This window comes from Leptospira semungkisensis (genome assembly GCF_004770055.1).
Taxonomy (GTDB): domain Bacteria; phylum Spirochaetota; class Leptospiria; order Leptospirales; family Leptospiraceae; genus Leptospira_B; species Leptospira_B semungkisensis.
Genome location: NZ_RQEP01000018.1, coordinates 247,770 through 261,488 on the forward strand (window position 1 = coordinate 247,770; position 13,719 = coordinate 261,488).

Annotated in this window: 9 protein-coding genes; 4 read left to right on the forward strand and 5 right to left on the reverse strand. The window is 41.7% G+C overall.

The genetic code is table 11. The features are described 5' to 3' along the window. The first annotated feature begins 256 nt into the window (after nucleotides 1-256). A complete protein-coding gene (locus EHO59_RS12630) occupies nucleotides 257-2,545 on the forward strand; it encodes a PP2C family protein-serine/threonine phosphatase (RefSeq protein ID WP_135588601.1) in 2,289 nt (762 codons plus the stop codon). 10 nt (nucleotides 2,546-2,555) lie between these two features. Here the strand turns inward: EHO59_RS12630 and EHO59_RS12635 are convergent, their stop codons facing one another. Next, the gene (locus EHO59_RS12635; RefSeq protein ID WP_135589134.1) at nucleotides 2,556-3,245 is read right to left on the reverse strand and encodes an oxidoreductase; all 690 of its coding nucleotides are present in this window, start codon (nucleotides 3,243-3,245) and stop codon (nucleotides 2,556-2,558) included. A 167-nt stretch (nucleotides 3,246-3,412) separates the two neighbouring features. Between EHO59_RS12635 and EHO59_RS12640 the strand changes: the two genes are divergently transcribed. Beyond that, nucleotides 3,413-4,756: an adenylate/guanylate cyclase domain-containing protein gene (locus tag EHO59_RS12640; RefSeq protein ID WP_135588603.1), complete on the forward strand. Its 1,344-nt coding sequence runs from the start codon at nucleotides 3,413-3,415 to the stop codon at nucleotides 4,754-4,756. Between the two features lie 71 nt (nucleotides 4,757-4,827). Here the strand turns inward: EHO59_RS12640 and EHO59_RS12645 are convergent, their stop codons facing one another. Continuing rightward, on the reverse strand, nucleotides 4,828-5,163 hold the full coding sequence (locus tag EHO59_RS12645; RefSeq protein WP_135588605.1) for an Mpo1-like protein: 336 nt from the start codon (nucleotides 5,161-5,163) through the stop codon (nucleotides 4,828-4,830). 77 nt (nucleotides 5,164-5,240) lie between these two features. Beyond that, on the reverse strand, nucleotides 5,241-6,752 hold the full coding sequence (locus EHO59_RS12650) for a deoxyribodipyrimidine photo-lyase (protein WP_135588607.1): 1,512 nt from the start codon (nucleotides 6,750-6,752) through the stop codon (nucleotides 5,241-5,243). Nucleotides 6,753-7,031: 279 nt separating this feature from the next. On the opposite strand from EHO59_RS12650, the gene groES reads away from it, so the two are divergent. Continuing rightward, nucleotides 7,032-7,319, forward strand: coding sequence for a co-chaperone GroES (groES, locus tag EHO59_RS12655; RefSeq protein ID WP_016544064.1), 288 nt, complete (start codon nucleotides 7,032-7,034; stop codon nucleotides 7,317-7,319). Between the two features lie 18 nt (nucleotides 7,320-7,337). Continuing rightward, nucleotides 7,338-8,978 carry a chaperonin GroEL gene (gene groL, locus EHO59_RS12660; RefSeq protein WP_135588609.1) on the forward strand — a complete coding sequence of 547 codons (1,641 nt, stop codon included), beginning with the start codon at nucleotides 7,338-7,340 and terminating at the stop codon, nucleotides 8,976-8,978. A 68-nt stretch (nucleotides 8,979-9,046) separates the two neighbouring features. Here groL and EHO59_RS12665 read toward each other — a convergent pair whose 3' ends face one another. Further along, on the reverse strand, nucleotides 9,047-13,504 hold the full coding sequence (locus EHO59_RS12665; RefSeq protein WP_135588611.1) for an LA_1737 family protein: 4,458 nt from the start codon (nucleotides 13,502-13,504) through the stop codon (nucleotides 9,047-9,049). Then, the gene (locus EHO59_RS12670) at nucleotides 13,497-13,718 is read right to left on the reverse strand and encodes a DUF167 domain-containing protein (RefSeq protein ID WP_135588613.1); all 222 of its coding nucleotides are present in this window, start codon (nucleotides 13,716-13,718) and stop codon (nucleotides 13,497-13,499) included. The genes EHO59_RS12665 and EHO59_RS12670 overlap by 8 nt, the downstream gene beginning before the upstream one ends. Between the last annotated feature and the right edge of the window lies 1 nt (nucleotide 13,719).

Genomic DNA, 13,719 nt, shown 5'->3' on the forward strand with positions numbered 1-13,719 from the left:
ATTATGAATAATTTGAAAAGCAAAAATAATTCGATCTCAAATAGATCCATACGTAAACGATCGTTCATCATTTTAATCCGATGAATTGCAAGTTTAAGATTCGCTTAGACTACAAAAGTTTTTAAAATAAAAAGATTTTCGTTTTCCATTGGAAAGGTTATGTAAAAAATAACTTTCCAAGTGAACTTGTGATTTCGATCTTTACGTCGTCCAATTTTCGTATGCGTTTCATCGGGATCACCTTAGGTAATACGAAATGACCCAGAGGTATTTTTACCGCCTATTCGAGGCAATTCATCGTAGGATCTCCTACACATTCTCTATTGTTTCTTTTTCTCTTACGGGTGCTTGGTTCGGAGCCGTTTATGCATTCTTTTTCGGTTCTGCAACCATCCCTATGTTCTCCCTGCAGACTCACTATCCGGTAGTCCTAACCTTTCTAGGCGCGACACTTCTCGTGACCCTGGTACATGGGACCCAGTATGGACTATTTGCTCCTTTAGGTCTTTCAGGATTGGAAAGTCATATTAAGAGAGTGAACAAAGCTTTGCATCCGAACTATTCTTTGCGTCATGCTCCCTCCCAAGATCTGGATACTGTTCTCTCCGATTTAATCCGGCTACCGACTCATAACATGCTATCTTCGCTCGGATATGCTTCTTTCGTATTTATTACTGACGTGATCGCGTATCTGGTCTTAGGATATGATATTAAAGAATTATGGTATATCTTTTTAGGCTGGCTTGCTGCAGCATTCGTATATTGCGGTTTTTCTTATATCATTACGGATTACATTACTGGACCCAAAAGAGTTCTTTTAAAAAAGATCTTATTAGGTAGAGCATATAATGTTAATACCAAATCAGGCTTTTTAGGCCTGAAGGGAAAGTTCGGATTCTTATTATCTCTCGTGCTCCTCTCTCTGACAGTATTGGCGGTCTATGTAAGTTTGGGACCTAAATCCGCTCTAGAGATTGTTGCTTTCATCGGCCTTACATTCTTTGCAGCAACCACTCTGATCATTTTATATTTCCAATCCATCTCTACGACTCTGGAACAGATCAGTAAATCCGCAAATGATCTGGCAGCGGGAGGACCTGGCAAACTTCCTTTAGTTTCTATAGATAAAGAGTTTTTAGGGTTTGCGCGAGATTTTGCAAAGGCTACCGGAGAAATAGGAAGGATCAGAGAACATCTGCAATTCTTGGTCGAAGAAAAAACTTCGGAGCTCAGAGAAACTCTGCGCACTGTAGAAGAACTGAAAAACCAACAAGACGGAGATTACTTTCTCACTTCTCTCTTGATTAAACCTCTTGGGATCAATCGCACAAGCGGCAAGAAAGTAAAAGTGGATTTCCTCATTCGCCAAAAGAAGAATTTTGTATTTAAAGGAAAGGCGAGCGAGATCGGAGGTGATATCTGTATCGCCCAAGAAATCCTACTCAGAGGGAAAGAATACACTGTATTCTTAAATGCGGATGCCATGGGCAAATCGCTTCAGGGAGCGGGAGGAATCCTCGTATTAGGAGCCGCATTCCATTCCATCCTGCAAAGAACTCTAACGAACGAAAGCACCTATTCCCTATATGCTGAGAAATGGATCAAAAATGCATTCACTGAATTGAATAAGCTCTTTCAGGGTTTTGACGGAAGTATGTTAGTCTCCATGGTATTGGGAGTCTTGGATGAACAGGCAGGTCTATTATATTATATTAATGCGGAACATCCTTGGTCTGTTCTTTATAGAGATGGCAAGGCTTCCTTCTTAGAGGAAAGTCTTCAATACAGAAAACTGGGAACTCCGGGTATAGAAGAAAGCTTAACAGTTAAGACATTCCATCTGGAGCCTGATGATATTCTTATCGTAGGTTCTGACGGAAGAGACGATCTGGAATTACAAGTCGCGAATGGAGAAAGAGTGATCAATGAAGATGAATCCCTTTTTCTCAAAGCGGTCGAATCTTCTAACGGAGACTTGCAGTCAGTTCTAGACACATTAGAGAGAAAAGGAAAGATCACCGATGACCTCTCTCTTTTAAGGATCGAATACGATCCAGGAAAGGAGATCAAAAGATCCAAGGTGAGTAAAGACGTTCAGAATCTAAGTGTGAAAGCAAAGGAATTTCTGAAGAATAAAAAGCTCTCGAACGCAATTCAAGTCATCGAAGAGGCATTGGAACTTTCTCCTGAAAACCAAGTCTTGAAAAGGGATCTGATCCGATTGCATTATAGAAATACGGATTACCAAAAGGCATGCCGTCATTTAGAAACCTATGTAGAAGAAAATCCGGGCGATACGGATATGATCTATATCGCCTCCTTCTGTTTTAAGAAAATTGGAAATTTCACTAAATCTTTGGAACTCGCAGAGAGAATACAACTTCGCAATCCAGGGATTCCCGCCAATCTAGTTCATATTGCAGACTTGAATTTCAGGCTAGGCCGTCCCGAAAAGGCAGCTCATTTTGCGAAGTTAGGACTGGAACTCGAACCGGAGAATCAAAAGGCTTCGGAGATCGTAAAGAAGATCGTGGAATCAAATTGATCCTAAGATACTAGAGAATATTCTGTAAGTTTGAGCGAGCCGAACCTGTTCCAAGCCTTTGGATCTGGTCCGATTCTATTTTGAATTTTCCCTTCTTGGAGGACCAAGCCAGGTTCAACATTGCCTTGGCCACCGTCTTTGCATGGATGGATCTGTATTTTCTCATTGGCCCGAGCAAGATAGAATTCAGAACAATAGCAATTGCCTGCCCTATCTTTTCTCCCAATCTGAATTCTTTTCTTTCTCCGTCTAAAAGCGAAGGACGAAAGATCCCAATCGTATCAAAATCTATTTTAGATACTTCTACTTCCGCTTCTCCTTTTAATTTATTATAAAATACGAATGAATTCGGATCGGATCCCAATGCAGTGACTAAAAAGAAAGATTTAGAGCCCGCTTCTTTAGCGGCCTTAGCAAAGGAAACAACATAGTCCAGATCCACTTTCTTAAAATTCTCTTTCGAACCCGCCTTAGAGATCGTAGTCCCCAAGGTGCAAAAAGCATCCGTAATATTTTTCGGAAAATTGCCCAAGTGATCCCAATCGGTCAGGATCAATTCTAATTTAGCATGAGTCCATTCCACAGGCTTGCGGGCCAAAAGATATACCTTGTCCCAGTCCGGATCGATCAATAATTCTCGAACCAATTCTCCGCCCACGAGTCCGGTACCACCGGCAACGATTGCCACTCGATTCTTCATGTTCCATCCTAGTCTAGCAGCGGGAATCATTCGATCTCCGAACTAGGGAAGAAGTTCCCAAGATACGGACCTTTCTTTGATTTTATTCGCCTGCTTTTCTTTTCTTCTTTCGTTCGATCTATAAGAAACGATTGAACCAAAAATGGAAAGGAGTATTTTGAGACCCTATGCCTATTCGAGAATATCTCCCTAAGTTTCTTTGTAAAATTTTCGATACAACCAACCGAGATAAGATGGACGAATCCGTTCGGACAGTCCTCGAAAAAGAAGAGTTAATGGGCGCTTACGTTTCTAACGTATTCCGATATCTGCTGCTGATCTTTTTTCTTTCTCAGATCCTAGCCAACCTTCATTCGGGTAGTAATACTGCTAATTTGATCGGGATCGGCATATTCACCTTAGTCACTATAGGACATTCGATCGTAATTCGAACCTGTCCAAAATGGGCAGTGAGCGTATTCACTTATATAGCTCTTGTTTCCGACTTTGCGATTATCACGGGAGTGCTTCTCTTTTATACCCATACTGCAAGCCCGAACAATTACGGTTTCTTTATTAAGAATCCTATCCTGAATTTCTATCTGTTTCCTTTGGCCGCCTCTCTCATCCAGTTTAGGCTGCGCCTCGTGCTTTTAAGTGTGATTCTGTATTTCGGGGTATATTACGGAATCCTATTATATGCGATCCAAAACGGACAGATCGAATTCACATACCATTGGCCGGAATATATCAACGGTCCTAAGGTATTATTCGGAGACGCAATGGTAGATAGACCGATGGCATATCTGGTCTTTGCAGGATTTTTATGTTTCGGTATTTTAAGGACCCTGATCATGATCCGACGCATAGGAGAAGGAGAAGCGCAACGTTCCCTTCTTTCCAGATATTTTTCTCCAGGTGTTGTGGAAGAAATGATGTCTAATCCGGATGTATTGGAAGGAAGAAGACAGACTGCCACGATCTTATTCACGGATATTCGAAATTTTACCGCACTCTCCGAGCACATGGATCCGTTAGAGTTAAGTCAGTTCCTTTCCTCCATTAGAGAAACATTAACTGATTGCGTATTTGAATTCGGGGGCACTTTGGACAAGTATATAGGAGATGCAGTGATGGCGACATTTGGAACTCCTTATCCTTCTGCTGATCCCGCCTCCGATGCGATCCGGGCCTTGCAATGCGGACAGAGAATGCTGGAGAGGTTGGGAGAATTCAATCAGAAGAGAGAAGAAAAAGGCCTCGAAGCCGTAAAAATTGGCATCGGGATCCATACCGGTGAAGTATTCTCCGGAAATATAGAAACAAGCAGACGAGCAGAATTCACAGTGATCGGAGACGCAGTCAATACTGCTTCCAGGATTGAATCTTTGACCAAGAACTTCGGCAAGGAGCTTCTCGTTTCGGAAGATACCTGGAAACTTGCAGGCGCAAATTTTAGAGGAGAGACCTTACCTCCGGTGCAAGTAAAAGGAAAAGAAAAACCGGTAACTGTGGTGGCCGTAGGAGCCTAATGGAATAAAGAAGGACCGGTTCTAAAAAGTTCCGGTCCTTCTTATAATTACACAAACGGAATATTAGAAAATCATTTTACTCCGGCTTTCTGTAACTCCTTGCCTAATTGGCCGGTGATCGTACAAAAATACATTCTCCAGTCGCTGATAAAAGACTTCACAGGGTAGATAAAAGTAGCAGGGCGATTCTTCTCTAAGAAGAAATGTCCGATCCAAGCGAAGAAATATCCGCTGAACAATGCAGCAAGCAGATACCAAACGTTTAAGAAATAGATTGCGGAAACAATGAAAAACAGAGCGCAGGAAGTTCCTATAAAATGTAGAACTCGGTTCATCTTATTGGAATGCTCTCTTAAATAGAACGGCCAGAATTCGCTGAGAGTGTTGTATTGTTTATTTTCAGTCATATTCGTCCTCCGGGATTACATCATACAATACGGAACGGAATCCGCAACCTTTTCTCTTTCGATTTCAATAACGACTGTTATGCAAAAAGCCCCGGCTCGGATCCTTCTTCTAATCCTTTGATATATTCCAGATACGGTTTTAATTTGAATTTCTTAGCAGTTGATTCCGAAGACATGTATCTTATATTTCCGAGGACTGCTCTTTCGGGAAACCAAGGTCGGTCAAAAGCCCCAAAACACCAAAGGATCCCCGTATAAGAATTCGGATCCCTTCCATCATACGCATATTTATGATTCAAATCTTCTAATATAGCAAAAGCCTCTTCTGGAGAACTGGTCCATTCGATTACCTTTTTTCCCCAAAGCATTCGTAGATAATTCTGCATGGAACCTGTAAGCACCAATTCTTTCTGAGCTGCATTCCAAATTGGATCATGAGTATTCGCATTCTCCAATTCTTCCTTAGTATACAAGTATTCTCTTTTGTCCGAACTGTGGAGAAGTAAGGATTGTTTTGCCCAATCCGGAAGAATAGAAAGATCCTTTCGAAAACTAGGCGACCTATAAAATAGAAGATAGCCAAGCTCTCTCCAAGTAAGCAATTCATCTAAGAAAGAATTCACATTCGGGTCCGGATGAAAGAAACCTTCGTTCTTTCCTCGATAAGAATGGTTCAGAAAATCTGGAGACCATTCCACCTTAGGATCCGAGTCGAGTACTGCGGTAACGATCTCTTCTACAGAGATCATTCCAAAATGTAGATAGGGAGATAAAGAAGAAGCCTTCATTGTATCAGGTGGCCGCGGCTCACTTCTTTCTTTTGAGTAATGAGAAAGACTAGTCTTTACAAATTGTTTTAAGAGCCTCAGTCCTTCTTTTCGTCCGCCGATTCTCCCAGGAAAGGGAAGCACATCCGGGTATTTACATTTCATTTTTTGAATATACTCTGGGATTTCCTCCTTCCTTCCAGAAAAAAGAAAATCGGGCTTTGAGATATTTCTGGGATCAGGCAATCCTTTTGATTTAGGTTTTGGATCGGAATGAAGAACATAACTCTCTGCGAATCGATCATGCAATCGAGGTCTTATTACTCTTGAATAATAAAAAGTCTGCTCGTAAGAAGCTAACGGAGTGATTGAATTAGAATCCACCAGTAGAAGTTTGCATTTTAGATCTTCAGCAAGCTTCTCCGCATGTTCCGGCAAAAAGAAGCATGGAAAATCATCCGTTACCACCAAGGCTGCTCTTTCCAAAATGGAAGGGATATGATCTTTCAATCTTTTATCCGGGGTCTCTACGAATGGCCAGAATGCAAATCCCGATTTTTCAGCTTCTTCTATCGTATCGCATAAGCCTTCCAACAGAAATGTATGAAGCCTAGGCGAGCTCCATTCGAAATCCATCATTATGGATTCCAAGATAATCAAAGGCTTCTTGAATTTCTGAGAAAGATGGATAGAATAATCCAGGCAGTGATTCCAGGCCAGTCGTCGGTTCGCACGGATCCAGTAGAGGATGTACTCCCCTTCTTCCAAAACCGGTTTCTTATTTCCTTCCCTGACTCGAATTAAATTCTTTTCCGAAAACAAAAGACTGCCCTAAATAAGAATATGATCTGGAGAAGTCGAAGAAGGACAAGCTAAGGAAAAGGATTCCTTAATATCCTGTAAGATCATTGTAGAAGGGTTAGACTTCTTCTTCCAAAAATCGGGAAATGAAAAATTCGCAGTCCAAATCGGATTCTAAGAAGTATTTTAGCACTCTCTGACTGAAAGTGCTTGACCACCTACGCCTCTCTCGTTTTTTCTGGAACTTACGATCCAGCACTCATATATTACAAGTGCTAAAGACTCGAATAGGAGAAAGTCATGGCGATTAAACCACTGGGCGACCGTGTTCTGGTTGAGCCTAAACAAGAAGCCGAAGAAAAAATCGGCAGCATCTTTGTTCCCGACACTGCGAAAGAAAAACCGCAAGAGGGAAAAGTTGTAGAGGTTGGTAGCGGACGTTACGAAGACGGAAAGCTAGTCCCTCTAGAAGTGAAACCCGGTGACGTCGTTCTCTACGGCAAATATTCCGGAACTGAGATCAAGTCAGACGGCAAAGAATACTTAATCATCCGCGAAAGCGATATTCTTGCCATCGTGAAAAAGTAATCGGCCGAGGAAAGTATAATGGCAAAAGTTATTGAATATGATGAAACAGCGAGACGCAAACTCTTAGAAGGCGTCAACAAACTCGCTAACGCTGTAAAAGTAACCTTAGGTCCTAAGGGAAGAAACGTAGTAATCGATAAAAAATTCGGTTCCCCTACTATCACCAAGGACGGAGTTACTGTAGCTAAAGAAATCGAATTAGAAGATTCCATCGAAAACATGGGAGCTCAAATGGTTAAGGAAGTTTCCACTAAGACAAATGATGTCGCAGGTGATGGAACAACTACTGCAACCATTCTTGCTCAATCTATCATCAACGAAGGATTGAAGAACGTTACCGCAGGCGCAAATCCGATGGCTCTTAAGCACGGAATCGATAAAGCAGTCAGCGCTGCAGTAGAAAGCATTAAGAAACGTTCCGTTAAGATCGAAAACAAAAAAGATATCGCGAACGTTGCGACTATCTCCGCAAACAACGACAAGGATATAGGAAATCTGATCGCAGATGCTATGGACAAAGTCGGAAAAGACGGAGTCATCACTGTAGAAGAAGCAAAATCTATCGAAACCACTTTAGACGTGGTAGAAGGTATGCAATTCGACCGTGGATACGTTTCTCCTTATATGGTGACTGACCCGGAAGCTATGATCGCTACTTTAAGCGATCCTTATATTCTGATCTACGACAAAAAGATTTCTTCCATGAGAGACCTTCTTCCTGTATTGGAAAAAGTTGCTCAAGCAGGAAGACCTCTGGTCATTATCGCAGAAGAAGTAGAAGGAGAAGCGCTTGCTACAATCGTAGTAAACACTCTTCGTAAGACTATCTCTTGCGTTGCTGTTAAGGCTCCTGGATTCGGCGATCGCCGTAAAGCGATGTTGGAAGATATCGCGATCCTTACCGGTGGACAAGTGATTTCCGAAGACCTCGGAATGAAATTGGAAAACGCAACCGTTCAACAACTTGGTCGCGCTAAAAAAGTCACCGTGGATAAAGAAAACACCACCATCATCGAAGGACAAGGTGCTTCTAAAGATATCCAAGGCCGTGTAGGTCAGATCAAAAAGCAGATCGAAGATATTACTTCCGAGTACGATCGTGAAAAACTTCAAGAACGCCTAGCTAAACTTGCTGGTGGTGTTGCAGTGATCCATGTTGGTGCAGCTACAGAAGTAGAAATGAAAGAGAAAAAACACCGTGTGGAAGATGCACTTTCAGCTACTCGCGCTGCAGTAGAAGAAGGAATCGTTCCTGGTGGTGGATTAACTCTTCTAAAATCTCAAGAAGCAGTTGCTGGTCTTAAATTAGAAGGCGACGAAGCTACTGGAGCAAAAATCATCTTCCGTGCATTAGAAGAACCGATCCGTATGATCACTTCTAACGCAGGTCTGGAAGGATCCGTAATCGTAGAGCAAGCAAAAGGTAAAAAAGGAAACGAAGGTTTCAATGCTCTTACTATGGTTTGGGAAGACCTACTGCAAGCTGGAGTCGTTGACCCTGCAAAAGTAGTTCGTTCTGCACTCCAAAATGCTGCTTCTATCGGATCAATGTTGTTAACTACAGAAGTTACAATCACCGACAAACCTGAAAAAGACGGTGGCGGAATGCCTCCTATGGGTGGAATGGGCGGTATGGGAGGAATGGGCGGCATGATGTAATGCTCGCTCTTCCTTTCGGAAAGCTTGAGAAGCCGGGGTTGAAAGACTCCGGCTTTTCTTTTATCTTCCTATAATTTGAATCCGAAAATCCGACTAAATTCGCTTCCTTCCTTAGTTACTGTCCTAGTATATAAGAAATTTAGAATAGAGTATCTACTATATTTCGTTCTAGTCTCGTATTCCCAATCCCATAGAAGCCCGCCTAGACCAGGCAATGCCAATATACCCATCGCATTCAAGCCGTTCGTATTCGGATACTGTCTATAATAGAACAGTCCCGGCCCGACAAGCATCAGATCTTCTTCCTGAGAGATCTTCTGATTGCGATAATACAGAAGACCTAGTCCCAGCATATCGAAACGTCCATCTTTCTCCGAAGAGAAGTAACCTAATACAGGAGGCACCAATGTGGAAGTTCCTGCAGAATCAGAATGATAATAGTATACAGGCAAGAAATTCGCAAGAGTATCATCCGGAGAAGATCTCCATCTAAGCCAAAGCAGATTCGTGTCAGAATAATTCGGCCTACTCTCGTATCCGCCTAGAATTCCTCCCAAGATGGCGACTCTCGTTCTTTGCTCTTCTAACTCAGTGTGGATGAGTCCAAGAAAGAAATTCAGATTTCTTCTCTTCCAAGCCTCTTCATAATTAGTATCGAATATCCCGGCAAAGCCCCAGCGATCCGTTCCCTTCTCCTTATAGCCGTAGGCACCTAGAAGGAACCAAAACTTGCTTTCCTGATCCTGGGAAAATATTCCCAAAGGAAGTAGTCCATAGTTCTCCGAATTCGCGCTCGAGACATTATAATACGGCCCTAGGATCAATCTGGATTCTTTCTTAGAAGCATCCTTCGCATAGTCGAAGAATATTAGAAAATTCAAATGTGTTCTCTTAGAGTCCGCTCTTATTTCACGGTTGAACCAGTACAAAGGAAATAGATAAGACTCGAACTCGTCGTTCTTACCCTTTTGGTCTTCATAAGATTCCGATCTGGTAGAGAACAGGAATAGAGCGGATACTTCCGTTTTACTCGATTTTGCGGATTTCAGATCCTCTGTTTTCTTATAGTTGATCAACTTTAAGAAACTAACCTCTTGGTCTGTAATTCCACTACTGTAGACATTACTTTCGGTGTACAAGAACGGAATCGGCAAGAACCAAAAAGAAGATTCGGATCTTGTATCCTTTGATCCGTATGAATTAAATACACCGAAAGGATTTATGCTATTCGATCCCCAATTTCCGGCAGAACTCTCGGTCCTATCGTAATAAAAAGGAATTCCCCAAACTGTCTTGCTCTTAGTTCCGTTCGAATTTAAGGATTCAGTATTGGAATAAAAAGGGGCGATCCTAAAAGAACTCTCCGTCTTTTCTTTTTCCTTGGATTCGGAAGAAGTAATCAAACCCAGAAAACTAGTCTCCGTAGACGTCGGAGTGCTTTCTCTATAAAATCCAAGCAGAAAGAAGATGCTTTCCGTTTGATTTCTTTCCCAGTACATTCCCGGGATCAGCAAGAAATCAATTTTAGTAGCCTCTGCATCGCTTTGGTTCCCGAATTTATGAGTTTGAAAAAAATACAAAGGAGAGAAGAAGCTAGTAAACGTAGTCCCGTTTGCCTCTTTGCTATTGGAATATTTAGAAAGCAAGGTATAGGTAGTAGTTTCTCTTTTTTCAGAAGAACCTAACTGAGTCCTAGACCCGGATCTCCAATAGAAGGGCAAAAGAGTATCATAACTTTCCTCGTAGACTGCATCTTTAGAATAGACTAGATCCGAACCGGAATGATACAGAGGAAGCAATATCGTATGAAAAGAACGACTCATCGTGTCGCCTTCGGATATTCTCTTTCTATAATATAAAGGAGAAATCGTCCTAGAAACATCCTTGGATTGATCATGAGCAAACAAAGGAAAGATTCGAATTCCCCACGACTCCGGAGAATAATAAAAACGAGTTAAAGGCCACAAGACGGAGTAATCTCTTGTTTCTCCCTTTTTTCCTCTCAAGAAGCCGAACAGAAGATAGGATTCTTGGAAATTCTGAGCCTGATCCTGGCGTCCATAAAAAGGAAAGATCACGAAATAAGATTCATCTCCGATCTTACTCGAAAAGAAGAAGGGAGCCGCATAGACCTTATCTTCTGTTTTCTTGGACCAGGAAAACCAGCTTAAAGGCAAAAGACGGAAATGTCGTCTATCATCCCCTTCTTCATAGCTGAATATTCCGAACAAGGCAGAAATTCCCCAGAAGGATCTCACTTTGTCTCTCGTGAGACGATTGTATTTATTGATCCCTTCTTTTTCAGTTTCTTCCGGAGGGGAAGCCGGTTTAGACTCGGGCTGAGCGATTGCTTCTTGTGGATGTTTCTCCTTCCAAAACTGAAGACTTTGTTTGTCCACAGAAGTCCTGGTAGAAAGGCTGAACAAATTATAAAAAAGTGATAGATCCGTATCTAGATAATAATCTTTTTCGGTCGCCCCTACTCCCAAGGCACCGGACCCGTTAAAGGCTCCCAAAGTCTTAGAAGAAGAGTAAGCAAGAACTAACTGCAATGATTTATCTGCCTCTTCATAGTTCAGATAGAACGGAATCATGATATCTCCCTTGCTTCTAGGAGTATTCCAATTCCAATACAAAGGAAACCAAACGCTGAAGTCTTCTTTTCGAACCTTATCTACATTCGAAAACCATAATAGAGGCCAGATCCAAGTATTATCCTTTTCAGGCGAGCGATTCCAGTAATGAAAGATCCCGAAATGAGTATAATGATCCTCGTCATATCCGAGTCTGAAAAAGAAAGGAATAGCTAACCGATAACTATTCTTTTTATAGAAGTAAAATGGGAATGCGTACGTATATTTAGGATCCCCGTTTTGATCAAAGCCTCTCCCTGCCAATCCCATTACATTCCAAAATGAATCATCTTTGGTTTTTGCAGAAAAGAAGAGAGGATAGATCCGCAGCCTGGACTCTGCATCCGACTCGTAGGTCTCCACAGGACCGACGAGAGAATAATATTCCTTAGGAGTCTCCTTCTTATAATAAAGAGGGGTAATGATCTCGCTGGAATTTTCAGACTGATTGACCTGATAAATCGGAAAAAGGGTATGACTCTTATTCTTTCCGTCATTGGAATAGAACCAAAATGGAAAAACAGTCACATTGCTATACTGACCCGATGCCTTGTCCTTCTTTACATACGTATTGAAGATCCAAGTAGTTTCCTGATCTAAATAAGTAAGCAAAGGTGGAATAAAAGTATACTCGTCTCCTTTCCTATTGCCTTTCACTAGAAAAGGAAGAAAACTGAAATAGTCGTCCGACTTATAGTACAAGAAAGGAAAGAATACAAATCGAGTCTCGGACTTCCAGTTCTTGGAATAATAAGAATTTAGAATATAAAACCTAGCCTGAGTCGCATTGTTCTCTGAATAGAACGGAATGGGTAAGAGTCCGAATTTTTCAGTCCCGAAATTGAAATACATCGGAACCAAATGAAAATACTTTCCTTTTTCATGAAATAGGAAGGGAAATACATACGAACCTGTATAATCCCCTTTCTCGCCCGAACTCCAACCGCTGAATAAAAGAAAACTAGTCTTCGTTCCGAAATCCTTTCCGTATTTTCGATTAAAAAGAATCGGAACATACGTTTGAGAATTCAATGTCTCTCCGTTTCTCACAAAACTGGAACGAAAGAAAGGTAAAATATAAGAAAATCTATCCGAGTCCGAATTCTCTCCGACCGTACTATCCTTCCAAGTACGACCAAACAAAGGAGTCAAAAAGGAGCCTTCTTTTCCCGAATTTACAGAATCATAATATACTAAAGGAAAAAGAGTAAAATGAGAACGATCCGCACCGGAGCCCCAATAAAAAAGAGGAAGCACAGCTCCGAAAGATGAGTCTTTATCTTTTCCCCAATGAAAAATAACGAGATGAGTCCTTTCTTCTTCCGGAGTTTTATTTCGAAAGAACAAGAGAGGAAGCGCGTATCTAAAAACGCTGACCTTATCTCCGTCCTTCTTTACTTCGCTTCCTGCTAAAGGCAGAAAAGAAGGGAATCTCCAAAGCTCGGAGGAATAATTCGGAGCGGTCTCAAACTTATTGTAATGCAATAGAGAAAAGTTCGAGCCAGAGATGCCTTTAGAGGTTTCAATCCGATCCGAATAATACAAAGGAAAGAAATAAGATCTGTAGGAAGAATTCTCCTTTGCCCAAAGATAATTGAAGAGGGGAAAGAAATCCACTTCCTTGAATCTAGGATAATTGGTATAAGAAAATAAGACCAAGGCATCCACCGAGAAATGGGGTCCCCAGCTCTCCACTTTTGCAAATGGAGGAAATCTAAATATATATTTGTCTTCTTTATCGCTTCCTAAGATAGGCTTTCTTTCGGAAGTAAGTTCCGAGAAGTAGTCAGTCGATTGGGAGAATGCCGGCTCCGCAAAGAAAAGAGAAAGCCCAATACAAGAGCAAAGCAATGCTCTCCTAGAAAAATAGGATTTGTAGGATCTCCTACTCATGGATCTCCAAAACCTTCTCTTTGCTTTTCATTCCTTTCACCAATTGCACCTTGGATTGGGCCAAGCCTAACTCTTCTGCAACCGCTTTGATGATTGCATTGTTTGCTTTTCCCTCCGTGGCGGGTTCCCTAACAGCGACGACCCAAATCCCATCCTCGCCCTTCTCTATATATGGCTTCTTGGAATTCGGTTTGACCCGCACACGAATCTTCATA

Excerpts from the sequence above, each read along its gene's own strand:
- EHO59_RS12630 (WP_135588601.1), top strand. The coding sequence starts at position 257 with ATGACCCAGAGGTATTTTTACCGCCTATTCGAGGCAATTCATCGTAGG.
- EHO59_RS12635 (WP_135589134.1), bottom strand. The coding sequence starts at position 3,245 with ATGAAGAATCGAGTGGCAATCGTTGCCGGTGGTACCGGACTCGTGGGC.
- EHO59_RS12640 (WP_135588603.1), top strand. The coding sequence starts at position 3,413 with ATGCCTATTCGAGAATATCTCCCTAAGTTTCTTTGTAAAATTTTCGAT.
- EHO59_RS12645 (WP_135588605.1), bottom strand. The coding sequence starts at position 5,163 with ATGACTGAAAATAAACAATACAACACTCTCAGCGAATTCTGGCCGTTC.
- groES (WP_016544064.1), top strand. The coding sequence starts at position 7,032 with ATGGCGATTAAACCACTGGGCGACCGTGTTCTGGTTGAGCCTAAACAA.
- groL (WP_135588609.1), top strand. The coding sequence starts at position 7,338 with ATGGCAAAAGTTATTGAATATGATGAAACAGCGAGACGCAAACTCTTA.
- EHO59_RS12665 (WP_135588611.1), bottom strand. The coding sequence starts at position 13,504 with ATGAGTAGGAGATCCTACAAATCCTATTTTTCTAGGAGAGCATTGCTT.
- EHO59_RS12670 (WP_135588613.1), bottom strand. The coding sequence starts at position 13,718 with ATGAAGATTCGTGTGCGGGTCAAACCGAATTCCAAGAAGCCATATATA.